Origin of the sequence: Photorhabdus akhurstii (genome assembly GCF_019090985.1) — a bacterium.
Taxonomy (GTDB): Bacteria; Pseudomonadota; Gammaproteobacteria; order Enterobacterales; family Enterobacteriaceae; genus Photorhabdus; species Photorhabdus akhurstii.
In genome coordinates this window covers 1,222,791-1,248,109 of record NZ_CP020335.1, presented here as the reverse complement: position 1 = coordinate 1,248,109, position 25,319 = coordinate 1,222,791, and the positions used below count along the sequence as shown (strand labels likewise).

At 41.8% G+C, this 25,319-nt stretch carries 18 protein-coding genes; 17 read left to right on the top strand and 1 reads right to left on the bottom strand.

Annotated elements, in window-relative coordinates:
• Positions 1-3: 3 nt before the first annotated feature.
• The 16 genes from hpaH to dtpB all read left to right on the top strand — a co-directional run bounded on the left by hpaH (position 4) and on the right by dtpB (position 16,297).
• A complete protein-coding gene (gene hpaH / locus B0X70_RS05265) occupies positions 4-807 on the top strand; it encodes a 2-oxo-hept-4-ene-1,7-dioate hydratase (RefSeq protein WP_046396111.1) in 804 nt (267 codons plus the stop codon).
• 12 nt (positions 808-819) lie between these two features.
• Complete coding sequence (gene hpaI, locus B0X70_RS05260; protein ID WP_217471056.1) at positions 820-1,626, top strand: 4-hydroxy-2-oxoheptanedioate aldolase; 807 nt, start codon at positions 820-822, stop codon at positions 1,624-1,626.
• A 98-nt stretch (positions 1,627-1,724) separates the two neighbouring features.
• On the top strand, positions 1,725-3,110 hold the full coding sequence (hpaX, locus tag B0X70_RS05255) for a 4-hydroxyphenylacetate permease (protein WP_217471055.1): 1,386 nt from the start codon (positions 1,725-1,727) through the stop codon (positions 3,108-3,110).
• Between the two features lie 21 nt (positions 3,111-3,131).
• On the top strand, positions 3,132-4,022 hold the full coding sequence (hpaA, locus tag B0X70_RS05250; protein WP_036807998.1) for a 4-hydroxyphenylacetate catabolism regulatory protein HpaA: 891 nt from the start codon (positions 3,132-3,134) through the stop codon (positions 4,020-4,022).
• Between the two features lie 313 nt (positions 4,023-4,335).
• Positions 4,336-4,644, top strand: coding sequence for a YjeO family protein (locus tag B0X70_RS05245; protein WP_217471054.1), 309 nt, complete (start codon positions 4,336-4,338; stop codon positions 4,642-4,644).
• Between the two features lie 263 nt (positions 4,645-4,907).
• Entirely contained in the window at positions 4,908-5,387 is a 480-nt protein-coding gene (locus B0X70_RS05240; RefSeq protein WP_036779293.1) for an Hcp family type VI secretion system effector, read from the top strand.
• 2 nt (positions 5,388-5,389) lie between these two features.
• Positions 5,390-6,250, top strand: coding sequence for an RNase A-like domain-containing protein (locus tag B0X70_RS05235; RefSeq protein ID WP_217471053.1), 861 nt, complete (start codon positions 5,390-5,392; stop codon positions 6,248-6,250).
• A gap of 43 nt (positions 6,251-6,293) precedes the next feature.
• Positions 6,294-6,602, top strand: coding sequence for a contact-dependent growth inhibition system immunity protein (locus B0X70_RS05230; protein WP_040150273.1), 309 nt, complete (start codon positions 6,294-6,296; stop codon positions 6,600-6,602).
• A 119-nt stretch (positions 6,603-6,721) separates the two neighbouring features.
• Positions 6,722-7,042 carry a contact-dependent growth inhibition system immunity protein gene (locus tag B0X70_RS05225; protein WP_217471052.1) on the top strand — a complete coding sequence of 107 codons (321 nt, stop codon included), beginning with the start codon at positions 6,722-6,724 and terminating at the stop codon, positions 7,040-7,042.
• A 45-nt stretch (positions 7,043-7,087) separates the two neighbouring features.
• Positions 7,088-7,390, top strand: coding sequence for a contact-dependent growth inhibition system immunity protein (locus tag B0X70_RS05220; protein WP_046396120.1), 303 nt, complete (start codon positions 7,088-7,090; stop codon positions 7,388-7,390).
• 45 nt (positions 7,391-7,435) lie between these two features.
• A complete protein-coding gene (locus tag B0X70_RS05215; RefSeq protein WP_217471051.1) occupies positions 7,436-7,750 on the top strand; it encodes a hypothetical protein in 315 nt (104 codons plus the stop codon).
• Positions 7,751-8,161: 411 nt separating this feature from the next.
• Positions 8,162-8,908, top strand: a complete 747-nt coding sequence (locus B0X70_RS05210) for an SDR family oxidoreductase (protein ID WP_217471050.1) — start codon at positions 8,162-8,164, stop codon at positions 8,906-8,908.
• Between the two features lie 242 nt (positions 8,909-9,150).
• A complete protein-coding gene (locus B0X70_RS05205; protein WP_246593437.1) occupies positions 9,151-12,000 on the top strand; it encodes an RHS repeat protein in 2,850 nt (949 codons plus the stop codon).
• A gap of 412 nt (positions 12,001-12,412) precedes the next feature.
• On the top strand, positions 12,413-13,975 hold the full coding sequence (gene hpaB, locus B0X70_RS05200; RefSeq protein WP_036808023.1) for a 4-hydroxyphenylacetate 3-monooxygenase, oxygenase component: 1,563 nt from the start codon (positions 12,413-12,415) through the stop codon (positions 13,973-13,975).
• A gap of 19 nt (positions 13,976-13,994) precedes the next feature.
• Positions 13,995-14,513, top strand: a complete 519-nt coding sequence (hpaC, locus tag B0X70_RS05195; protein WP_036808028.1) for a 4-hydroxyphenylacetate 3-monooxygenase, reductase component — start codon at positions 13,995-13,997, stop codon at positions 14,511-14,513.
• A 323-nt stretch (positions 14,514-14,836) separates the two neighbouring features.
• The gene (dtpB, locus tag B0X70_RS05190; RefSeq protein ID WP_217471049.1) at positions 14,837-16,297 is read left to right on the top strand and encodes a dipeptide/tripeptide permease DtpB; all 1,461 of its coding nucleotides are present in this window, start codon (positions 14,837-14,839) and stop codon (positions 16,295-16,297) included.
• Between the two features lie 463 nt (positions 16,298-16,760).
• Here the strand turns inward: dtpB and B0X70_RS05185 are convergent, their stop codons facing one another.
• Complete coding sequence (locus tag B0X70_RS05185; RefSeq protein ID WP_036808035.1) at positions 16,761-17,480, bottom strand: class I SAM-dependent methyltransferase; 720 nt, start codon at positions 17,478-17,480, stop codon at positions 16,761-16,763.
• 893 nt (positions 17,481-18,373) lie between these two features.
• Between B0X70_RS05185 and B0X70_RS05180 the strand changes: the two genes are divergently transcribed.
• Positions 18,374-24,907, top strand: a complete 6,534-nt coding sequence (locus tag B0X70_RS05180; protein WP_217471048.1) for a Tc toxin subunit A-related protein — start codon at positions 18,374-18,376, stop codon at positions 24,905-24,907.
• Positions 24,908-25,319 lie beyond the last annotated feature (412 nt).

Sequence of the window (25,319 nt, the reverse complement as noted above, 5' to 3'; positions counted from 1 at the left end):
CGCATGTTACAGAAAGAAGTCGTATCACAGGTTGCACATCGTCTGCATCAGGCAGAAAAAAGCCGTGAACAAATACGCCAGATCTCATTGGATTACCCTGAAATCACCATCGATGATGCTTATGCTATTCAGCGTCACTGGGTGGAATTGAAAATCGCCGAAGGTCGGGTACTCAAAGGCCATAAAATTGGCCTGACCTCAAAAGCGATGCAAGCCAGTTCACAAATCAGCGAGCCGGACTACGGCGCTCTGCTGGACGATATGTTTTTTCCTGATGGCAGTGATATTCCATGCGATCGCTTTATTGTGCCCCGTATTGAGGTTGAACTGGCATTTATTCTGGCAAAACCTTTGCGTGGCCCGAACTGCACCCTGTTCGATGTTTACAATGCGACCGATTACATCATTCCCGCATTGGAACTGATCGATGCCCGTTGCCATAACATCGATCCGGAAACCAAGCGTCCACGCAAAGTGTTCGATACGATTTCTGACAATGCCGCCAACGGCGGCGTCATTATGGGCGGCCGGCCGATTAAACCTGATGCATTTGATCTGCGCTGGATCAGCGCCCTGCTCTATCGCAATGGCGTGATTGAAGAGTCCGGCGTCGCGGCTGCGGTACTTAACCATCCGGCCAACGGTGTCGCATGGTTGGCAAACAAACTGGCGCCACATGGCGTTCAGCTTGAAGCAGGACAAATCATTCTCAGTGGATCGTTTACCCGCCCGGTTCCAGCCAATAAAGGGGATACCTTCCATGTGGATTACGGCCCCCTCGGCGCTATCAGTTGCCGTTTTGTTTAAGGAGGAAAAAATATGGATCGATTAACCAATAAATTTAAACAGGCATTAAAAGCAGGCCAGCCACAAATCGGTTTATGGTTGGGGCTTTGTAGCCCCTATAGCGCTGAATTAGTGGCCGGAGCCGGTTTCGACTGGCTACTTATCGATGGCGAACATGCACCGAACGATGTTCAGACGATTTTAAGCCAATTGCAAGCCATCGCCCCTTATCCAAGCCATCCCATTGTGCGCCCGCCCTGGAATGATCTGGTCATCATTAAACAACTACTGGATATCGGCGCCCAAACTTTATTAATCCCCATGATACAAAACGCCGAACAGGCTTATGAAGCGGTTCGCGCAACCCGTTATCCACCGGCGGGTATCCGTGGCGTGGGCAGCGCTCTGGCAAGAGCTTCTCACTGGAACAGAACGCCTGATTATCTACATCGCGCCAACGATGAAATCTGCGTTCTGGTGCAGGTAGAAACCCGTGAAGCACTGCGTAACCTGCCGGAGATCCTCAAAGTCGAGGGTGTGGATGGTGTTTTTATCGGCCCGGCTGATCTGAGTTCCGATATGGGCTTCACCGATAATCCGCATCACCCCGAAGTAAAAGCGGCAATTGAGCAGGCAATCAGCCAAATCAAAGAGGCGGATAAAGCGCCGGGCATTCTGATGTCAGCGCCCAATATTGCCGAACATTACCTGAAACTCGGCGCACTGTTTGTTGCCGTTGGTATTGATACCACTTTACTGGCTCGTACAGCGGAAGCGCTGGCAGCACGATTTATCAAGGATAAAGAACTGCCGACAACACCTTCATCCGGTGTTTATTAATCTCAACCAATACCACATTAACAACCGATTTACCCGACAACCTTTTGATTTGCCATGACCATGTAATACAAATAAAAAAGCAATTAAGGAAAATGACAATGAGCGATTCATCAACCGCTGCGCAACAACCGGGTAATCCCGCAGTTCAACATAAGCAACTCACGGCACAACAGCAATCCGTCATTAACAAACTATTCCGTCGCCTGATTATTTTCCTATTCGTCTTATTTGTATTCTCGTTTCTGGATCGAATCAATATCGGGTTTGCCGGTTTGACAATGGGTAAAGATCTTGGACTGAACGCAACCATGTTCGGTCTGGCGGCAACGTTGTTCTATGCTACTTATGTCATTTTCGGTATTCCCAGCAATATCATGCTCAGCATCGTCGGGGCGCGACGCTGGATAGCGACTATCATGGTGCTTTGGGGGATCTCCTCCACCGCCACCATGTTCGCCGCCGGACCAACCAGTCTGTATATCTTGCGTATGCTGGTCGGTATCGCCGAAGCAGGTTTCGTGCCGGGTATCCTGTTATATCTGACTTACTGGTTCCCGGCTTATTATCGCGCCCGCGCCAATGCGCTGTTTATGGTGGCAATGCCGGTGACAATGGCGTTTGGTTCTCTGGCTTCCGGTTATATTCTGGAAATGGATGGCCTCCTGAACCTTCACGGCTGGCAATGGTTATTCCTGTTGGAAGGTTTTCCTTCGGTGCTATTGGGAATTGTCGTTTGGTTCTATCTTGATGATTCGCCAAAACGCGCTAAGTGGCTGACAGATGAAGATAAAAAATGCTTACAAGAGATGATGGATAACGACCAGCTCGCTCAGATTCAACCGGCAAATTCATCAACTCATCAGGCCATGCAAAAACGCAGCATATGGCGTGAGATTTTCGCGCCGATCATGCTGATGTATACCCTGGCCTACTTCTGCCTAACCAATACCCTGAGTGCGATTAATATCTGGACGCCACAGATTGTGCAAAGCTTCAATCAGGGCAGCAGTAACATCATGATCGGCATTCTGACCGCTATTCCTCAGTTTTGTACCATCATCGGAATGGTTTACTGGAGTCGCCGTTCAGACCGGCTACAAGAACGTAAAACGCATACGGCGCTACCCTATCTGTTCGCCGCTGTGGGCTGGATATTGACCTCATTGACCAACCACAGCGTCATTCAGCTCATCGGGATTATTATGGCTTCAACCGGCTCATTCACCGCGATGGCGGTCTTCTGGACCACGCCGGATCAAGCTATCAGCTTACGCGCAAGAGCGATCGGCATTGCGGTTATTAGCGCCACAGGTAACATAGGTTCAGCACTTAGCCCATTATTAATCGGCTGGCTGAAAGATCAGACCGGGAGCTTTAATACCGGTCTCTATTTCGTTGCCGGGTTACTGGTCATTGGCGCAGCCATTATCTGTCTGATCCCGATGAAACACGCCAGACAGAGAACAGCGCAGCAATTTCAATAAAAATAAAAAGGAAAAACCATCATGACTGAGCCTATCATTGCCAATATTGATATCAGCAAGGATTATGATGAAACCCAAGGCACCGATGATGTGCACTATCAGACCTTTGGCCGAATGGCGGCATTTTTTGGCCGTAATATGCAGGCTCATCGTCACGATGGTTTCTTCCAACTTCATTTTTTGATCACCGGCCATATTGAATTACAGTTGGATGCTCAACACTATTCTGTACAAGCACCGCTGTTTATTCTGACTCCCCCCTCCGTTCCTCACGCTTTCTTCACTCAAGATGACAGCGACGGATATGTCCTTACTGTACGGCAAGATCTGATATTACCGTTATTAGAATCGCTCTATCCGGCCAATAAAGATATTCTTGATATTCCGGCTATTTGCTTATCTGTCGCCGATAAACCGGAAGAGCTGGCCGCTTTTAATCACTATTGGGCGTTAATCGCCCGCGAATCATCTAATAACTTTATCGGTCGAGAGCAATCGCTGACATTCCTGGCACAAGCTATATTCACACTGTTATTACGCAATATTCCTCTTGATGACCACCCAATTAATGGCGTGCGAGGAGAAATTAAATTGTTTCAGCGCTTTAACCAATTAATAGATAATTATTATCATCATCATCTTTCCGTACCGGAATATGCCCATAAGTTAGATATTACAGAATCGCGATTAAAAGATATGTGCCGTCGGTTTACCAACCGCCCACCTAAACGACTCATCTTCGACCGTCAACTACGTGAAGCCAAACGGCTATTATTATTCAGTGATTGCCCGGTATTTGAAGTTGCTTATCAGCTCGGATTTAAAGATCCAGCCTATTTTGCCCGCTTCTTTAATCGATTAGTTGGCTGCTCTCCTAGTCATTGGCGAGAAAGAAATATTCACGAACAATAAATATCCATGCTAATTATACCAATCCCGGCATTTTATTCTGCTTGTTTAGCAAATCTCATGCTATTAATTCGTGCTAAACTTACTCATTTTTATTACAAAATCTCTTCCAAGAATTAAAATTCTGAATATACTGAGACTCTGTAACCCACTGGAGCTTTGTGAAGGATAAATGATGGCAACCGGAGTGCCGGTATAAATAAATTAATTTAAGAAAAGGAAACACAACATATGCAAAATCCTTACTATATGACAGGCGAATTCGGATTCCCACCTTTTGATGTCATAGACTTCATATAATCATGAGAATTCGAGAATGAGCAAATCAGCAGTTTTAAATATCACTTATGCTATCTTTTGTGCATTATTTATATATATGATGTCATACTTAGAAGAAGAGCATTATATCGGTGGTCAGGATACAGATAATCTCTGTACTGTTTACAGAGAGCTGGTAGATGATAACCGTGATGTATTTGCTCCAACATGTTTACTGATTATGTCCCCCTTAATTTATGCAACTGTAAAAAAAAGATTCAAATCACTCTCTCTTAATATCATTACATTCGCCTTGCTAGGATACTGGATATGGCGTTTTTTCATCAGATTAATAGTATGTACTTAAAATAATCTCAGATATTCAGGTAGCGGCTACTGAGTAGCTACCTGAATGTCAGCTTACGCTATTCGATTATTACAAACATGCCATCTGGATACCGGATTTTTAATCCCCCTCTTAAATACTTTGATGCCATGTTTATAAGTATTCTGGTTTTATTATTCTATTCCCCTTACAAATGTAAATTATTCCAAATTTATAAATTTTTGGTTGACTTTTATACACACCCTACAATAGAGTCGAAAAAATTTCATTTAGGAGCAACTAACATGGCAAATATTATTTATCTAACATTGAAAGGCAAAAAACAGGGGCTGATCTCCGCTGGCTGCGGCTCCTTAAACTCTATAGGAAATAATTACCAGCACGGCCATGAGAATGAGATTTTTATTTACTCGCTTCAACATTTAATGACAAGGGAACAACACGTATCCCATCATCCGGTTATGGTAGTAAAACCCATCGATAAATCTTCGCCTTTATTGGCGCGAAGCTTCGATGATAATGAAGAACTGGAATGTTTATTTGAAAACTATCGCACATCACTAACCGGAGGATTAGAAAAAAACTATTCTATCAGGCTAGGCCACGCCTTGATATCCAGCATAAAAAGCAATTATCCGCATTCCAGAGACAGTAATGCCAGCGTACCACAGGAAATCATCTGTTTTACTTACAAAGATATCACGTGGAACAATCTTGCTTGTTCAACCGGTTCTTATAGCTTCTGGGATGACAGGATTTATTGACGATGAATAATGCCGCTTATTTAACTGATACCCCTGTTGATTCAGAATCTGAAAATGGGTTACGCATTGTTTTATCTCCGGTCCAGCTAGCGGCAATTCTGTCAGATAATACTATTACCGAGGAAGAGACCTGGAGTAATAGAATATTAGGTGGCGCGGGTTTAGCGGCAGGAGTCGTTGAACTCATTGGCGCCGGCGCTCTTTGTCTGGCGCCCGATCCTTCAACCCTAACCAAAGCTGCCTGCGTTATTATCGGCGCTCACAGTCTTGATGTAATGAATGCTTCTGCCAGTCAAGTAATTACCGGCAGAGAAACCACGACGGAAACTTATCGCGAGGCGGTAGAATTAGCAAAAGAATTTGGTGCTGATGATTATACCGCTTCTGAAATAGGACTCACCGTTGATATTGCTGTACCGTTGTCATTTGCTTCAATGGTGGGGGCCGTTAGAGTTGCCTCTGTACGAGTAGGCCGAATTAAGTTAATTGGACATGAATCGCCTACAGGTTTAAAACCCGGTGGACATACCTTGCTTAAACATGTTGGGTTATCGGAGCAGGAGTTGAGGGCAAGGCTAGCAGATATATCTAGAGCAAGTACTTTTTACAATCAAGAGGTGGCAGAGCAAGTGATTTCAGAAGCTCTAAAAGCAAATAGAATACGTTTGGAGAATTGGGCTAAATATGCTCTTCCAGAAGGAACAACCGCTCCTATTGAATATGTTTCAAGTACTTCTATTGGTTTTGGTATTGCCAGAGGATCGAAATATGTGGAAAAATTATATAAAGTCAAGGTTGTTTTAAAGTACTCTGAATACAACGGCCAACCCTATTATATATTAACTGCATTTCCAATATATTAGGGCTAAGATTATACATTCTAAAATATAAAAAGGTTTAATTAAAATGAACGGACAATATCCATTTTTAGACATCTTAGTAGGCGCTTATTTTTGCCAAGATTATGACTTATTGTATGGAAAAACTATGGATGAAGTTACAGACTGCTTTCTTAATGTTGCAACTCAGGAAATGATAAAAAGATTAATAGAAGAGATTGATTCTTTTATTAACACCTCAGAAGATATAGAGAAGGACTTTGATGCTCTCTACTATAGTGACTTTGACCCAGATTTTTGGGACACTGCCACAGCGCTTGGCTTTTTAAATTATGTATCCAAAAGAGCGCGAGATTATCTAGATAAAAATAAATAATTACAGTATTTTTAATTAAAAAATAAACAAGAAAGTTTAATAAATAAGAATATTTTATATATTCAAGTAATTCTGTTGATTTCGGTTACTAGGAGATCGCATGAAAGGCTACAATTAAAATGACCGGACAATATCCATTTCTAGATATTTTAATGCATGCTTACTTTAATCAGGACTTCGATATAATATCAGGTCCCGAGCTTGATGATGTTATCAATGATTTTCTTAATGACGCATCTCAGGGAATGAGAAAAGGGTTAATAGAAGAAATCAACGATCTTATTGACTCTTCTGAAGATGTAGAGAACACATTTGATTATCATTACCATAATGCTGACGTTCTCCCCGAAGGGTGGAATATGACAGCACTTGAATTTTTAGAACACATATCAAAAAAAGCAAAAGATTATTTAAACAAACATACTGAACAAAATGAATAGTCAACGTATTATTAAATAAAAAAATAAACAAAGAGGTTTAATTCAATGGAAAAAGAAATAGAAAGAAAATATATCGATGATTTAACGCTGACTTATTTTCATCAAGATTATCAGTTATTTGGTGAAACAATAGATGAAATAGCAACTGATTATCTAAACTACCCAATAACTATAATAAATTTAATAAGAGAGATTAATAATTTCAGCCGTAATTCTAATGACGTAGAAAAAGACTTTCATAGCTTGAATTACCATGAGTTTGTTCCTGAATTATGGGAAACCACGGCATTAGATTTTCTAAATCATGTATCCAAATTAGCACAAGAATATTTGGATAAAGATGACTAATCATAGTAATTTTTAATGTGATAGCAAATAAAGAGGTTAAATATAATGGATATGAGAGAAAAATTGCTGTACATAGATAAGATGAAAAATGCTGTTGATAAGAATGATTATGAATCATTTCAAAAAATATTCAATGAGCTGCAAGGAAATTATCTTAATATTGCACCACTAATGTTATTAAAAAATATTAATAATCTTATCCTTAGTGCTAAAAATATAAGAGGATGTTTTAGAACTCATTATTATGGCTCAGCTAATCCACAGTTATGGGAAACTATTTCCGCCGTATTAGAACATCTGTATGAATCATCTAAAATAATGCAAAATTATATGAATAAACACCATGAAAAGGATAAATAAATCAACCTTGAATCCATAAGATATTCAAATAAAAAACGCTTTTGAAGGTGATTAATTATATATTACACTTCAAAGGCGTCATTTATTAACCAAACCTTAAAAACATTAATTACAAACAAATTCATTTTATCGTCAACAAAAACAAAAATATATAATATTGTTTTCTCATGATTCCCACTATTATAATTATAAAAAGTCAATTTCTATCTTTATAAAAATATTCCCACAATACCCATAACATAGCAATTAGATTATTTCATTCTTAACTAAAAAATTATATAAATAATAATAAAGACATTGGAAATATTCCCATGACATATGCAATAATTTGATTTTTATTCAGTTTTACTTTACTAATACTGGTTTGTTTGATATTTAATTTCTTAATATAAAATTGTAAATGTGAACATTATGCAAAAAATTACATTAATTACCGGTGGATCGCGTGGTATTGGCCGTGCAACCGCTTTTTATCTGGCAGAGAAAGGGCATCATATTGGTATCGGTTATCACTCCAATCAAGATCAAGCGCTGGAAGTCATCGAAATTATCCGTCAAATAGATGGTAAAGCTATCGCCATTCAGGTCGATGTCGCTGATGAAAAACAAGTTGTAGAACTCTTCCAGAGAACCGATGCCGAACTCGGATGCATTACCGGTTTGGTAAATAACGCCGGGATATTAAAACCACAAGCATCGATTGAACAATTAACCGCTCATCGCCTGAATGATATTTTTGCCACCAATGTTGTAGGCAGTTTTCTCTGTGCGCGGGAAGCAGTTAAAAGAATGTCTTTCCGACATGGTGGTCACGGTGGATCAATCGTCAATGTTTCATCAGCAGCATCTCGACTGGGATCACCGCACGAATATATAGATTATGCCGCATCGAAAGGGGCGATCGATACTTTGACTATTGGCCTGTCTCTGGAAGTGGCAGATCAGGGAATTCGAGTTAATGCCGTTCGCCCCGGATTTATTTATACCAATATGCATAGCGATGGCGGCGAGCCAAATCGAGTTGATCGGGTGAAGAATTCCTTACCAATGAAACGCGGCGGACAACCGAAAGAAGTGGCACAGGCTATCTCCTGGTTGCTGTCGGATGAAGCTTCATATGTAACAGGAAATTTTATCGATCTGGCCGGAGGGAAATAACGTTTAAAACAAGTATAAATTAAGCTGAATTTACCAATACATAAAGTAAGGAGATCAGAAAATAAAAGGCGTTCCATATTTTCAGTCATTTTAAATCACTATTTAGCATCTATCATTAATTAGGTGAATTAGCATATCCATAGCAGTGATGATCACTGTTATCGATGTCAAAACACCTATTCAGCTTAATACAGATAAAGCTGTGATGACAGAAATTCTTAAATATAACAAAGAGGTAAATCATGAAAAACATTGACCCAAAACTTTATCAACATACGCCCACCGTTAACGTCTACGATAACCGTGGCCTGACCATTCGTAACATCGACTTTCACCGTGACGTCGCGGGAGGCGATACAGATACTCGTATTACCCGCCACCAATATGATACCCGAGGACACTTGAGCCAAAGCATTGATCCACGGCTGTATGACGCCAAACAAACCAATAACTCGACAAACCCCAACTTCCTCTGGCAATACAATCTCACCGGCGACACTTTGCGGACAGAAAGTGTCGATGCCGGCCGTACCATTGCCCTTAATGATATTGAAGGCCGTCAAGTGTTGATTGTAACCGCAACCGGCGCCATTCAGACCCGACAATATGAAGCCAATACCCTGCCCGGTCGTCTATTATCCGTAAGTGAACAAGCCCCCGGAGAACAGACTCCCCGCGTTACTGAGCATTTTATTTGGGCTGGTAATACACAGGCGGAGAAAGATCATAATCTTGCCGGCCAGTATGTGCGCCACTACGACACAGCAGGAGTGACGCAACTGGAAAGCCTGTCATTGACAGAAAACATCTTATCTCAATCCCGTCAGTTATTAGCCGACGGTCAGGAAGCAGACTGGACAGGTAACGATGAAACCCTCTGGCAGACCAAACTCAATAGCGAAACTTACACGACACAAAGCACCTTTGATGCTACCGGCGCTTTGCTGACCCAAACCGATGCAAAAGGCAACATGCAACGTCTGGCTTACAATGTGGCAGGACAATTACAAGGTAGCTGGCTGACATTGAAAAACCAAAGTGAGCAAGTCATTGTCAAATCCCTGACCTATTCCGCCGCAGGCCAGAAATTGCGTGAAGAACACGGTAATGGCGTTATCACTGAATACAGCTATGAACCGGAAACTCTACGATTGATCGGTACCACTACTCGCCGTCAATCAGATAGCAAGGTGTTACAAGATCTACGCTATGAACATGATCCTGTAGGGAATATTATTAGTGTCCGTAATGATGCAGAAGCCACCCGCTTCTGGCGCAATCAGAAAATAGTCCCTGAAAATACCTACACCTACGATTCCCTGTATCAGCTTATCAGTGCAACAGGACGTGAGATGGCTAACATCGGCCAGCAAAGCAACCAACTTCCTTCGCCAATCATCCCTCTTCCTACTGATGAAAACTCATATACCAACTATACTCGCAGCTATAATTACGATCGCGGCGGCAATTTGGTTCAAATCCGGCACAGTTCCCCCGCCGCCCAAAATAACTACACCACAGATATTACCGTTTCGAATCGCAGTAATCGGGCAGTGCTGAGTTCGCTAACCTCAGACCCAACACAGGTGGAGGCACTGTTTGATGCCGGCGGACATCAAACAAAATTGTTACCGGGGCAAGAGCTGAGTTGGAATACACGAGGTGAACTAAAACAGGTAACGCCAGTCAGTCGCGAGAGCGCCAGCGATCGGGAATGGTATCGTTACGGCAACGACGGCATGCGACAGTTAAAAGTCAGTGAGCAGCAGACTGGCAACAGCACGCAGCAGCAACGAGTAACTTATCTTCCCGGTCTGGAGCTACGTACAACGCAAAATGGGACCACTACATCAGAAGACCTGCATGCTATTACCGTGGGAGCAGCAGGCCACGCACAAGTGCGAGTTCTACACTGGGAAACTACGCCACCAGCCGGTATCAATAACAATCAGCTTCGCTATAGCTATGATAATTTGATTGGTTCCAGTCAACTTGAACTGGATAACGCAGGACAAATTATCAGTCAGGAAGAGTATTATCCATTTGGCGGCACAGCATTATGGGCAGCAAGAAATCAAATAGAAGCCAGCTACAAAATCCTCCGTTACTCAGGTAAAGAACGCGATGCTACCGGGCTCTATTATTACGGCTACCGCTATTATCAGCCGTGGGTTGGTAGGTGGTTAAGCGCCGATCCGGCTGGAACAATCGATGGACTGAATCTATACCGGATGGTGAGAAATAATCCGTCAACACTGGTTGATATTTCTGGGCTTGCACCTACGAAATACAATATTCCCGGATTTGACTTTGATGTAGAAATAGATGAGCAAAAAAGATCTAAATTAAAACCAACGTTGATAAGAATCAAAGATGAATTTTTACATTATGGTCCTGTAGATAAGCTGTTAGAAGAAAAAAAACCCGGCCTCAATGTACCAGAGGAGCTATTTGATAGAGGTCCATCCGAGAATGGAATGTCAACATTAACTTTCAAAAAAGACCTACCGATAAGTTGTATTAGCAACACAGAATATACCCTTGATATCTTATACAACAAACATGAGACTAAACCATTCCCTTACGAAAATGAAGCAACAGTTGGAGCGGATCTGGGAGTAATAATGTCCGTGGAGTTTGGAAATAAATCAATAGGTAATGCATCTGACGAAGATTTAAAAGAAGAACATCTCCCATTAGGAAAATCCACAATGGATAAAACAGACCTGCCAGATTTAAAACAAGGGCTAATGATCGCGGAGAAGATAAAAAGTGGAAAAGGGGCATATCCTTTTCATTTTGGTGCTGCAATAGCTGTTGTATATGGTGAGGATAAAAAAGTAGCCGCTTCAATTCTGACAGATTTATCTGAACCTAAAAGAGACGAAGGCGAGTATTTGCAAAGTACGAGAAAGGTAAGCGCAATGTTTATCACAAACGTCAATGAATTTCGCGGCCATGATTACCCAAAAAGTAAATATAGTATCGGATTAGTTACAGCTGAAAAACGTCAGCCAGTAATAAGCAAAAAGCGTGCAAACCCGGAAGAGGCCCCTTCATCATCCAGAAATAAAAAATTGCATGTACATTAATCTCTGTGCCTTAATCAAGGCTCCGGTACATAAACTCATATATACCCTATGGATTTCAAGATGCATCGCGACGGCAAGGGAATGAATCCCCGGGAGCATAGCAAACTATGTGACCGGGGTGAGCGAGTGCAACCAACAAAGAGGCAACTTGAAAGATAACGGGTATAACTATATATCCCACTAAAGGTGACCGTATAAACGGTCACCAAAATATCGCCCAGATCACACTTTAAATAACAAATCGTTCTTTCCAACGAAAAGTACCAGCGAACCTTCCAAAAATCTATTCAAGAAACGCCGTTCTAAAGCTTCAATTAAGAAACACAAAACAAACATTAAATTAACATTTCCGTGCCAATATTGATTATCTTATATCAAGACCGGCGCCTTTTATGACGACTGTGAGGTAGACATGAAACCAGAAGATTTTCGCGCCGACAAAAAACGTCCTTTCACCGGAGAAGAGTACCTGAAAAGCCTTCAAGATGGCCGCGAAATTTATATTTATGGCGAACGCGTAAAAGATGTCACCACACATCCCGCATTCCGTAATTCTGCTGCTTCAATCGGTCAGTTGTACGATGCCCTGCACGCCCCGGAAACTCATGATGTCCTGTGCTGGAATACCGATACCGGCAATGGCGGGTACACCCACAAATTCTTCCGCTTTGCTACCAGTGCGGACGATCTGCGCCAACAACGTGATGCTATTGCTGAGTGGTCGCGTCAAACCTATGGCTGGATGGGTCGCTCACCTGACTATAAAGCGGCTTTCGGTAACGTGCTCGGCGCATTTCCTGAATATTATGGTCAATTCGCTGATAATGCCCGTACCTGGTACAAACGTATTCAGGAAACAGGCGTTTACTTTAACCATGCTATTGTTAATCCACCAATCGATCGTCATAAACCCGCTGATGAGACACGTGATGTCTATATTAAGCTAGAAAAAGAGACTGATGCCGGTATCATTGTCAGCGGCGCAAAAGTGGTAGCCACTAACTCAGCCCTGACCCACTATAACTTTATCGGTTTTGGCTCCGCACAAGTCATGGGGGATAACCCTGATTTCGCCCTGATGTTTGTCGCGCCAATGGATGCGGAAGGCGTGAAACTGATCTCCCGCGGTTCCTATGAATTGGTAGCAGGAGCAACAGGTTCCCCATTCGATTATCCTTTATCCAGCCGTTTTGATGAAAACGATGCAATTCTGGTGATGGATAAGGTACTTATCCCTTGGGAAAATGTCCTGATTTACCGTGATTTCGACCGTGCGCGCAACTGGGCGATTCAAGCGGGTTTCACCAGCCTGTTCCCATTACAGGCTTGTATACGGCTGGCGGTGAAACTGGATTTTATTACTGCTCTGCTACAAAGGAGCCTGGAATGTACCGGCGTGATCGAATTCCGGGGTGTTCAGGCTAACCTGGGCGAAGTGGTTGCCTGGCGTAACCTGTTTTGGTCACTGAGCGACGCGATGTGGGCAGAAGCCAAACCGTGGAAAGGCGGCGCTTATATGCCGGATACTCAGGCAATACAAACTTATCGCGTTATGGCGCCAATGGCCTACACTAAGATTAAGAATATTATTGAAAGTAACGTCACCAGCGGCCTAATTTATCTACCATCTAGTGTACGTGATATGAACAACCCTGAAATTGATAAATATCTGGCCCGGTATGTTCGGGGTTCCAACGGTATCGATCACGTTGAACGTATCAAGATTTTAAAACTGATGTGGGACGCCATTGGCAGTGAATTTGGCGGCCGTCACGAGTTGTACGAAATCAACTATGCCGGTAGTCAGGATGAAATTCGGATGCAATGTCTGCGCCATGCTCATGGCTCCGGCAATATGAAAAAAATGATGGATATGGTTGATCGTTGCCTTGCTGATTATGATCAGCATGGTTGGCGTAGACCACACTTATACAATAATAGCGATATCAACCAGTTAGATAAGCTGCTGAAATAATCGGTAGCAGGAGGCCAATATGTCTGTAGAAAATGAACATCGCCTGCGTTTCAGGGATGCGATGGCGAGTCTGTCAGCAGCGGTGAATATCGTCACCACCGATGGCCGCGCGGGATGCTGTGGTATCACTGCCACAGCGGTATGCTCGATCACCGATACGCCACCCACGCTGATGGTATGCATTAACCGAAACAGTGCTATGAATACCGTTTTTCAGGAAAATGGCCGCCTGTGTGTAAATATTTTAAACCACGAACAAGAATTGATGGCACGCCACTTTGCCGGTATGACCGGAGTCAGCATGGAAGAGCGTTTTCGCTGGAATATCTGGCAGACAGGGGTATTAGGTCAACCAGTGTTAACCGGCACCCTCGCGAGTCTTGAAGGTGAAATTGAACAGGTTCAAGAAGTGGGGACGCATAACGTGTATCTGGTTCAGATTAGACATATCACGGTAAGCGAACAAGGCCACGGCCTCATCTATTTCAAGCGTAATTTCCGTCCAGTTATGTTGGAAATTGAAGCTGCCGCAGTTTAACTGTCTCTCCTCCTGGCAGTCATTGTTCTTCCACTATTCAGGCCCTGAACGGCCTGAATAGCATTCCTTTGTCAATGCCTCTATTCAGCTCTTTTCCTGATCATTTTTAGCATTCACTTGATGAATATACTATTAAATTCAATATAAATATCTTTATGTTAGTGTGATCGGCCACCAGGAACATATTTTAACCATATAATAATCTACTGCCCTCCGATCACTTGAATAAAGTACATAAGAAAACCACTTTAGCGACAAATCATGTCACTGAACGTCACTGTACATTTACCGAGTGTATTTCAACCAATCAGAGGCAATTAACTATGAATAAACCCGTATCCATCGGTTTATTACAACAACCCAAGCCGTTCTTTATGATTTTCTTCGTCGAGCTTTGGGAACGATTCGGCTACTACGGCGTACAAGGGGTTCTCACTGTCTATTTTGTACAAAAATTGGGATTTTCCCAGGAACAAGCGTTTATTACCTTCGGTGCATTTGCCGCGTTGGTTTTTGGTTTGATCTCTATTGGCGGCTATGTAGGCGACCACTTACTGGGAACTAAACGAACCATTGTGTTAGGCGCCATTGTGCTGGCAATCGGCTACTTTATGACTGGCCTTTCTATCCTGCACCCTAATTTAATTTTCTACGCATTGGGAACGATCGCCGTTGGTAACGGCTTGTTCAAAGCCAACCCAGCCAGCCTGTTGTCTAAATGCTATCCCCCCAAAGATCCTCGTCTGGACGGGGCTTTTACGCTATTTTACATGTCAATCAACCTCGGCTCGCTGTTCTCACTCGCTCTCGCTCCCGTTATTGCGGAAAAATTTAGCTACGCCGTTACCTACAATATCTGTGGTATTGGTCTGATTATCGCGTTGTTGGTCTATATTTTCTGTCGCAATACCGTGCGTAATATTGGTTCCGAACCCGACCATCAACGAATCAACTACACAAACCTATTTCTGGTCGTGGCAGGAAGTGTTGTGATGGTTTACGTCTGTGCATGGCTGATGCACAACGTGAAAATAGCCAATATTATGCTGATTACCCTATCTGTCATCGTAGTGTTTATCTTTTTCCGGGAAGCACTCAAACAGGATAAAATTGGCCGTAACAAAATGTTTGTTGCTTTCATTTTGATGCTTCAAGCTATTGTGTTCTTCATCCTATATGCTCAGATGCCGACTTCTCTCAACTTCTTCGCCATCCACAACGTTCACCATCAGTTGCTTGGTTTTAATATCAATCCGGTCAGTTTCCAGGCCCTTAACCCATTCTGGATCGTTGTCGCCAGCCCGATACTCGCCGCGCTATACACTCACTGGGGCGCTAAAGGTAAGGACCTGACGATGCCAGCCAAATTTGCGGTTGGTATGTTCCTATGCTCTTTAGGTTTCCTGACCGCCGCTGCTGCCGGTTTGTGGTTTGCAGATGAACAAGGTTTAACTTCCGCCTGGTTTATTGTTCTGGTTTATCTCTTCCAGGGCGTCGGTGAATTGATGATCGGTGCGTTGGGCATGGCAATGATTGCGGCTCTCGTTCCTCAGTACCTGATGGGTTTTATTCTGGGGATGTGGTATTTAACTCAAGCGACTTCCTCCTTACTCGGCGGCTATGTCGCAGCCCTTACCGCCGCACCGAAAGGTATTACGGACCCATTGCAAACATTGCCAGTCTATACCAGCGTATTCGGCAAAATCGGTATTGCCACCTTTATCGTCGCAATCATTATGGCGGCCACCGTGCCGTTGCTGAACCGTATGATGCAGGAAAAATAAAAAATATGATTTGATCTAAAATAAAAAACCTCGTCAAAGGAGGAAATACCGCTCGTTTAAACATTTTTATTCGAGCGGGGTATATTTTTATTTCTCCGTAATTGTTTAATATTCTGACGGAGGAAATTACCGAAGAAAATGCCAAAGATCTTTACAAGAAAAACTTTAGTAAGATCAAACCTGCTTCATTGGCAATGCCAGCATATCTTATAAGTTATTATAATTTAAGCAAGGGAAAACCCGTACCGGCTGGTTTTATGGCTTTTTTCCCCTCATTAAAAGAGCGAGAAACAGTAAATGAATGAAAAAGAGGCGCAGGAAGAAAAGGATTCGCTGGAGTGCCGGTTTTTCAGTGAAACTCTCTCAGATCTACTTACTTTTCATCTTCGAAACTAGTCATGTGGAATCCCTCACTGACATTTTTGTCATAAGCAAGGAATTCCATCGGTCAGATATGAAGCATCTAGTATTTAGTGGCTTTGAACATAGCGAAAGGTGGGTAACATCGTAGACCGTCAGTATCTTTTAAAACATCCTCGTCACTGTGTTCAAAAAGCTCAATAGTGTTAAACCCAGCCTCGTTCAAGATTTTGTAATATGTATCTTTATGCCAATGCGTATCTGAAATCTTAAAAATAGTTCCATTCGGCAGCTCTAAATACACTGGCTTGATTTCTCCATCATTGTATTTTTTATTTAGATCACCGCTCATAAAAGAACTGAACTTAATCCCAGCAGAATCCGGATTGGTATCCAATACGTAAAAAATGCCGCCAGGTTTTAATGTCCTATGAATTTCCTTAGCGATTTTTAAAAGATCAGACTTTTTACCAGTACTGATGAACACATAACAGCATATAGCTGCGTCGAAAGTATTATCATTGAAGTCAAGGACATCGGTTTTGATTTGATGATAAGAACTATTGCCACGATTGATGTTGCTGGAAGCTTTGTCCACCATAGTTTGTGAGATATCTACTCCCGTTACCGTCTTTATGCCTCCAGCAATTAGCCGACGTGACACTTTCCCACCACCACAACCGTAATCAAGAACCGATATGTTTTGCCCCAAACTCTCCTTAAGGTTCTCAATCAACGGCGTGTACCCAAGTCTCTCCTCCAAATAATCATCATATTGATCGAATAAGTTTGAAACCTCTTCATTCATCCAGTCAGTATTCATTTGTCATCTCATATTCATGTGTGTGTAGTAATAACCCAAAAAGGACTAGACCCGTTATCTTTCAAGTTGCCTCTTTGTTAGCGGCACTCGCTCGCCTCAGCCACATTGCAATCAATTTTAAAGATACAAGGGCTTACGGCGATTTTTGCTAAGAAAAAACATAACTGAGTTAAATAAACCAGTCTAACAGGACTTAAAATAATAAATTGATTTTTGCAATGCCTAAATCATATTTAGCAATATTGTTTTTTCTTTAAATTGATCACACTCCTCCAAAATCCCATTATGAAAAAAATTCAACATCAACATGACACAAATACAACTATGTGTATATGAGTATTATCTATATATTGAGTCCAGTCACAATATTCTTTTTTTACAGGAAATTTATTGTATATACTTGAATCCTGCATTTTAAAATTAATTTGGTATATTATCATTCTAAAAATAATTTTAAAAAATAATAACCACATTCATTGAAAATCACTACTTTATACAGACTAATATATAGTCGAAATAATGTCTTTTCTAATTATCCTCTTCGCTCATCACAAAATATTAATCACTTTACTTTCCATAAAACACCATTCAAAACAATAGCAATTATTTCATAAACTTATCATTAATCAAATTAACTATTATTTATGTTATTATAAATTTTATTATTGCATTACTACAGACATTTAGAGAAACAATAGATAATAACGTTATGAAATAGTTAATGGCCGAATGATACCGCTTTATCTACCCGTTACTTTCAGCCTATTTCAACCCGTTATCAGACGCCATATTTGCTGCCTTATTTTAATGAATATCAATAACTTTTTTATTGTATCCATGACACGCAGGGCAGCATAACTACCTTATTTATTTAACATTTAAAAGGAATAAACATGAGCACAATCACGCCAGAACACCCTGAAATGGCACAACAGGCACAAAAAGCAAACCGACTGCATGAGGCGAGTATCCTCAAACGTGCTAACCCCCAATTACAAAATGCGGTACATCTTGCTTTAACCACACCCCATGCTGACCAGCAAGGTTATAACAGTAAATTTGGTGGCCGCGCCAGCCAGTATGTCGCTCCCGGCGCAGTTGCTTCTATGTTCTCTCCCGCCGCTTATCTGACTGAACTTTATCGTCAGGCACGGGATTTACATGCAGAAAGTTCCATTTACCATCTGGATAAACGCCGCCCAGATCTAAAATTACTGACACTCAGCCAGCAAAATATGGATGATGAAGTTTCTACACTTTCTCTATCTAATAAAGTGTTGCTGGAAGGGATTAAGGAGCAGGCTGGACCGGAAGGCCATACTCATGTGATGAAAGCGCTATCAACCTTTCGCCCTACTGGTTCGATACCGTATCACGATGCTTACGAAAATGTACGTAAGGTTATTCAGTTACAGGCTCCGGTATTTGAGCAATTCAATACTTCCCCAGAAACAACCATCGCCAATCTGACATATCAAGCTTCCCTGCTGGGAATTAATGCTTCTGTCTTGCCTGAATTGTTTAAGACTCTGACAGAAGAGATCACCGAAGTTAATGCAAATGAGAAGTTTAAGAAAAACTTTGGGGATAGAGAGCCATCAGAACTTCTCACTCTGGATGCCTTGAAACACTATTACAATTTAACCAATGAAGAATTAGAACAGTTTTTAAATCACGTATTAATAGAAAGTAACTCTACTTACACAAATAACCAACTTATTAATATAAGCATTGATACATCAGGTAAAATACAATTGAGTCGCATAACACGAACACCTGACTCAAATTATAACAACCTCAATTACATGAAATTATATCCTATTCAAAACAGACGTTTTTATGTTGATATTAGCTATAAGAAAAAAGCTGGGCAAGTTAGTATTAGACTCAGCAAGCCCCAGTCTAAATATCTCACAGGTATATATAAAGCGACCATAGAAAACACGAACTATTCTTCCCCAACATTTGAATTAACCGACAAAGATATTCAAAAAGAATTTACTCTTCTAAGTTATCGTTATAAAGAAAATAGTGATTCGAATATATCTGACTCATCTTATGCCAAGTTCAAAATTCAGGATTATTCACCTGCAATTTTTCTGTTAAAACTTAATAAAACCATTCGTTTGTCCCACGCAACAAAACTTCTGCCAACAGTACTGGAAAAAATTGTCTTCAATATCAATCAGAAACTAGATATCAATGCAGAAATATTAAAGAAAATATTTCGCGTTAAATACTATATGCAACGTTACGGTATTGATGCTGAGACTGCATTGGTACTGTGCAAAGTATCAACTAATATAATTAATCCTTCTAGTTCCGATCTAATCAAATTACTAGCAAATATTCATCAGTTAACTGTTAATGAGCTGAATTTACTGCTGGTTGCCATAGGTGAAGGATCAACCAATCTATCTGAGCTCAGTGATAACAATCTATCTGTTCTGATTGATAAACTTTATAGCATTACCCAGTGGTTGCGTACACGGAAATGGAATATGTACCTGCTGTTTATGATGACTACCACCGACTATAACCAAACCCTGACGCCGGAAATTCAGAACCTGCTAGATGCTGTTTACAATGGTTTGCAAAACTTTAACAGTAAAAACGAAGCAAATCTTCTGTTGAAGATCTCGCCTTACATCGCCGCCGCTCTGCAATTGCCGTCTGAAAATACCGCTTATTATATACTCAACTGGGCAGATCAACTAAAACCTGGCTCTGGTGCAATGACAGCAACAAAATTCTGGGAATGGTTGCAAGCTTCACATAATCCAGAGCAATCAACCGCTATAACAGAAGAACAAGCAGTCCAATATTGCCAATGCCTGGCACAATTGGCACTGATTTATCGTTCCACCGGCCTTAGCGAAAGCACTTTACGTCTGTTTGTCACAAAACCACAACTCTTTGGCTTTACCGAAGGAACAGCGTCAACACACAATGCATTATCACTGATAAAGCTGACACGTTTTACTGACTGGGTTAACTCTCTGGGTGAAAAAGCCTCTTCTGTACTGACCGAATTTGAGAAGGGAACATTAACAGCAGAACTATTGGCTAACGCCCTGAGTCTTGATAAAAATCTACTGGAGCAAGCCAGTAATCAAGCACAAGTTAATTTCACCGACTGGCCGTCTATCGATACCATCCAGCAATGGATTAACATTGCGCGTCAATTGAATATCTCTCCACAAGACGTTTCTGCACTAGCGCAAGTACTCACCACAGAATCCTCCGATAACTATGCCGAATGGGAAAACGTCGCGGCGACATTAACCGCCGGACTGGACACCCAAAAAGCCAACGCCCTGCACACCTTTCTGGATGAATCTCGTAGTGCTGCATTAAGCGAGTACTATATCCGTAAAGTCGCTAACGCAGGTGCAAAAGTTAAAAACCATGATGATCTGTACCAGTATTTATTGATTGATAACCAAGTTTCCGCCGCCATCAAAACCACCCCGATTGCAGAAGCTATCGCCAGCATCCAACTGTATATTAACCGGGCACTGAAAAATATGGAGGAAAACGCGGTTTCGCAGGTCGTCACTCGACCATTCTTTACCGATTGGGACAAATACAATAAACGCTACAGCACCTGGGCCAGCATTGCTAAACTCATTTACTACCCTGAGAATTACATCGATCCGACAATACGCATCGGGCGAACAAAAATGATGGATACATTGCTGCAATCCATCAGCCAGAGTCAATTAAATACCGATACGGTAGAAGACGCCTTTATGTCTTATCTGACGTCGTTCGAACAGATAGCTAATCTGGAAGTCGTCAGCGCCTATCATGACAATGCCAAAGATGATCAAAGATTAACCTATTTTATCGGGCACAGTAAAACCGAAGTTAATCAATATTACTGGCGTAACGTGGATCACAATAAATTCAGCGACGATAAATTCCCTGCCAATGCCTGGAGTGAGTGGCACAAAATTGATTGTCCAATAAATCCCTATCAGGGCACTATCCATCCGGTAATTTTCCAATCCCGACTGTATCTGATCTGGTTGGAGCAGAAGAAAATTGCTAAACAGGCAGATAATAATCAAACCGTTGAAGATTATTATTATGAACTAAAACTAGCACATATCCGTTATGACGGTACTTGGAATACACCAGTAGCCTTTAATATCAATGACAAAGTATCTGCTGTTTTAAAAATGTCAAATCCACCAGCAACTTCGGAATTATTAGAGTCACCAGAGTCATTAAAACTAGGATTCTATTGTACAAATCATCAAGACAATAAATTGCTGGTAATGTTTTATCGCAAACGAGATGAACTGGATGAATATAAGAGAACATTAAAAGAGTTAGCAGAAGCAGAAAAAAAGGTAAAAGAAATAGCAAAAAAAATTGATCGCGAAGATGGAATATCAGTACCTGATCATCAAGAAAAACAAACAGCAGAAAAGAAATTAAAAGAATTAATACAAGAGTTAATGCAAGGAGTGTATATCTCCTCCAATATGTTATTGGAAAATATAGAATCTGAACAGTACAAAACTATTTATGAACTCACCTATAGTAAATTTGATATTAACAATATCATAAAGGTGAATAGCTGGAATCCTGTTACCGATGAGGTTAACGACGATAATATCCTGACTGTTCACAATGATACAAACGGGGCGCAATATATGCAGTCGGGAGGTTATCGTACTCGCCTTAATACGCTGTTTGCCCGTAAATTAATTAGTCGCGCCACGGCCGGGATCGATACTATTTTAAGTATAAAAACGCAGAAACTGCCAGAACCTCAGTTAGGGGAAGGATTTTTTACTAATCTCATTCTTCCTAAATATGATCAAACCGTACATGGCAATGAGCGCTGGTTTAAAATTCACACAAGAAATGACAATAGACTGATGAACTTATATCACAAGGGAACACTGACTGATACCGAAACAAACGTCACTCTTTTTATCCCTTGGACTAATACACAAAAACGCGTCGAAATAGCAGTAGAATATAATAAGAAGTTCTATCAGGATCAACAAAACTGGGAAACTGCTTTATTTCATTTTAATGAAACTAATCAGAAATTTATGTTGGTTAATGATGCTGATAATAAGCAAGTAGTAATAAACGATACTGATGCAATCGTCAATAAATATAAAGGCTTTCTTGATGTTTCCATTCTTATCGATCAGCACACGGAACCGATGGATTTCAACGGTGCTAATAGCCTCTATTTCTGGGAACTGTTCTATTATGCCCCAATGTTAATTGCTCAACGCCTGCTACACGAACAAAACTTCGATGAAGCTAATCGCTGGCTAAAATATATCTGGAATCCGTCTGGTTATATTAAACATGGTCAGATTCATCATGACCACTGGAATGTTCGCCCATTATTGGAAGATATCAGTTGGAACGATGATCCACTGAATTCGGTCGATCCCGATGCCATAGCACAATATGATCCAATGCACTATAAAGTCGTTACTTTTATGCGCACCCTTGATCTGTTGCTGGACCGTGGAGATTACGCCTATCGTCAATTAGAACGAGATACGCTTAACGAAGCTAAGATGTGGTATATGCAAGCACTGCATCTGTTAGGCGATAAACCTCATCTATCGTTCAGTTCAACGTGGCGTAAACCGAGTTTAGGTGACGCTGCCAGAACGGAAAAACAGGAGGAACACGCCCAGGCAATGACTGCCCTGCGACAAGGTGATATTAGTCGGCACAACCACCCGACAGATCTTTTCTTGCCACAGGTCAATGAAGTGATGCAAAACTACTGGCAGAAACTGGAGCAACGGCTGTACAACCTGCGCCATAATCTCTCTATCGACGGCCAACTGCTACATCTGCCTATTTACGCCACACCGGCAGATCCAAAAGCGTTACTCAGTGCCGCTGTTGCTAGCTCACAAGGCGGAAGCAAGTTACCAACGTCATTTATGTCACTGTGGCGTTTCCCACAGATGTTGGAAAACGCGCGCGGTATGGTAAGCCAGTTAACACAGTTCGGCTCCACGTTACAAAATATTATCGAACGTCAGGATGCGGAAGCCTTAAACACGCTATTGCAGAATCAAGCGGCAGAACTGATATTGACCAATCTCAGCATACAGGACAAAACCCTGGAAGAGCTGGATGCGGAAAAAATCGTACTGGAGAAATCCAAAGCTGGAGCGCAATCACGCTTTAACAGCTACAAAAAGCTATACGATGAAAATATCAATGCAGGTGAAAACCGGGTAATAACATTGCATTCCTCCGTTGCTGGCCTTAGCACTGCCCTGCAAGCATCGCGTCTGGCAGGCGCTGCCCTTGATCTGGCGCCCAACATTTTCGGCTTCGCTGATGGCGGCAGCCGTTGGGGGGCAATTGCCGAAGCGACAGGTAATGTCATGGAATTCTCCGCAAATGTTATGAACACCGAAGCGGATAAAATCAGCCAATCTGAAGCCTATCGCCGTCGCCGTCAGGAGTGGAAAATCCAACGTAACAATGCCGAAGCAGAGATAAAACAGATCGATGCCCAACTTCAATCGCTGGCAGTACGCCGTGAAGCTGCGGTGTTGCAGAAAACCAGCCTAAAAACCCAACAGGAACAGACTCAGGCGCAATTGACTTTCCTGCAACGTAAATTCAGTAATCAAACGTTGTACCACTGGTTACGTGGTCGGCTAGCTGCTATTTACTTCCAATTTTACGATTTGGCTGTAGCTCGTTGTCTGATGGCTGAAATGGCTTACCGCTGGGAAACTCATGACACCGCGGCAAGATTTATCAAACCCGGCGCCTGGCAGGGGACGCACGCTGGTCTGCTCGCCGGTGAAACCTTGATGCTGAATCTGGCGCAAATGGAGGATGCCTATTTGAAATGGGATCAACGCGCTCTGGAAGTGGAACGTACTATTTCACTGGCACAACTCTATGGAACACTACCAGAAAAATCATTTAATTTGGCAACACATATTTCTGCTCTGCTAGCAGGTAGTACAACTGAACCCGTTGAGGAGCATCCCGTTACATTAGAAAAAGGCCAACTTAGCGCCAAAATCTCTCTGTCAGGTCTGTCACTACATAATGACTACCCAGAAGGCAATGGCGTAGGCAACATTCGACGTATTAAACAGATCAGTGTCACCCTGCCAGCCCTGTTAGGGCCATACCAAGATGTACAAGCCATTTTGGCCTACAGTGGAAATGAAACCGGATTAGCTGAGAGCTGTAAATCACTGGCAATTTCTCATGGGGTTAATGACAGTGGTCAATTCCAGTTGGATTTCAACAATGGTAAATTCCTGCCGTTTGAAGGGATAGCGATTAACGATACCGGCACATTAACACTCAATTTCCCGAATGCGACCAGCAAACAGCAAGCCATGTTACAAGCATTGAGCGATATTATTCTGCATATTCGCTACACCATCCGCCAATAACTATCTCAATCAAATAGTAAAAACAGGCTCCTAAACGGGGCCTGAACCTTTCATGAATATACAAATCTGCCCTCTTAACCTGTCCAGCGCTGGTTATAACAGAGATATTTCCTTTTCTCGTGCGTCCGATTGCCTACTATAAAATATCAACCCTCTTCTTTTTCATAGTATGCCATATGTAACAAAGACAATTATTTCATTTGGTTATTGTCAATCAATTATATTACTTGTGATGTAATTATAATTTTTGTTATTGCATCACAACAGCCATTTAAATAAATAATAACGTTACGAAATAGTTGATAGTTAAATGGTGTTTTTCATTTGACTGTTATTTTCAACCTAATTTCAAACCGCTATCAGACGTTACCTGTGTTGTCTTTGTTTTGATAGAGATAAATAACCTTATTTA

Excerpts from the sequence above, each read along its gene's own strand:
- hpaI (WP_217471056.1), top strand. The coding sequence starts at position 820 with ATGGATCGATTAACCAATAAATTTAAACAGGCATTAAAAGCAGGCCAG.
- hpaH (WP_046396111.1), top strand. The coding sequence starts at position 4 with ATGTTACAGAAAGAAGTCGTATCACAGGTTGCACATCGTCTGCATCAG.
- hpaA (WP_036807998.1), top strand. The coding sequence starts at position 3,132 with ATGACTGAGCCTATCATTGCCAATATTGATATCAGCAAGGATTATGAT.
- dtpB (WP_217471049.1), top strand. The coding sequence starts at position 14,837 with ATGAATAAACCCGTATCCATCGGTTTATTACAACAACCCAAGCCGTTC.
- hpaB (WP_036808023.1), top strand. The coding sequence starts at position 12,413 with ATGAAACCAGAAGATTTTCGCGCCGACAAAAAACGTCCTTTCACCGGA.
- B0X70_RS05230 (WP_040150273.1), top strand. The coding sequence starts at position 6,294 with ATGAACGGACAATATCCATTTTTAGACATCTTAGTAGGCGCTTATTTT.
- B0X70_RS05205 (WP_246593437.1), top strand. The coding sequence starts at position 9,151 with ATGAAAAACATTGACCCAAAACTTTATCAACATACGCCCACCGTTAAC.
- B0X70_RS05220 (WP_046396120.1), top strand. The coding sequence starts at position 7,088 with ATGGAAAAAGAAATAGAAAGAAAATATATCGATGATTTAACGCTGACT.
- B0X70_RS05245 (WP_217471054.1), top strand. The coding sequence starts at position 4,336 with ATGAGCAAATCAGCAGTTTTAAATATCACTTATGCTATCTTTTGTGCA.
- hpaX (WP_217471055.1), top strand. The coding sequence starts at position 1,725 with ATGAGCGATTCATCAACCGCTGCGCAACAACCGGGTAATCCCGCAGTT.
- B0X70_RS05225 (WP_217471052.1), top strand. The coding sequence starts at position 6,722 with ATGACCGGACAATATCCATTTCTAGATATTTTAATGCATGCTTACTTT.
- B0X70_RS05240 (WP_036779293.1), top strand. The coding sequence starts at position 4,908 with ATGGCAAATATTATTTATCTAACATTGAAAGGCAAAAAACAGGGGCTG.
- B0X70_RS05215 (WP_217471051.1), top strand. The coding sequence starts at position 7,436 with ATGGATATGAGAGAAAAATTGCTGTACATAGATAAGATGAAAAATGCT.
- B0X70_RS05180 (WP_217471048.1), top strand. The coding sequence starts at position 18,374 with ATGAGCACAATCACGCCAGAACACCCTGAAATGGCACAACAGGCACAA.
- B0X70_RS05235 (WP_217471053.1), top strand. The coding sequence starts at position 5,390 with ATGAATAATGCCGCTTATTTAACTGATACCCCTGTTGATTCAGAATCT.
- hpaC (WP_036808028.1), top strand. The coding sequence starts at position 13,995 with ATGTCTGTAGAAAATGAACATCGCCTGCGTTTCAGGGATGCGATGGCG.
- B0X70_RS05185 (WP_036808035.1), bottom strand. The coding sequence starts at position 17,480 with ATGAATACTGACTGGATGAATGAAGAGGTTTCAAACTTATTCGATCAA.
- B0X70_RS05210 (WP_217471050.1), top strand. The coding sequence starts at position 8,162 with ATGCAAAAAATTACATTAATTACCGGTGGATCGCGTGGTATTGGCCGT.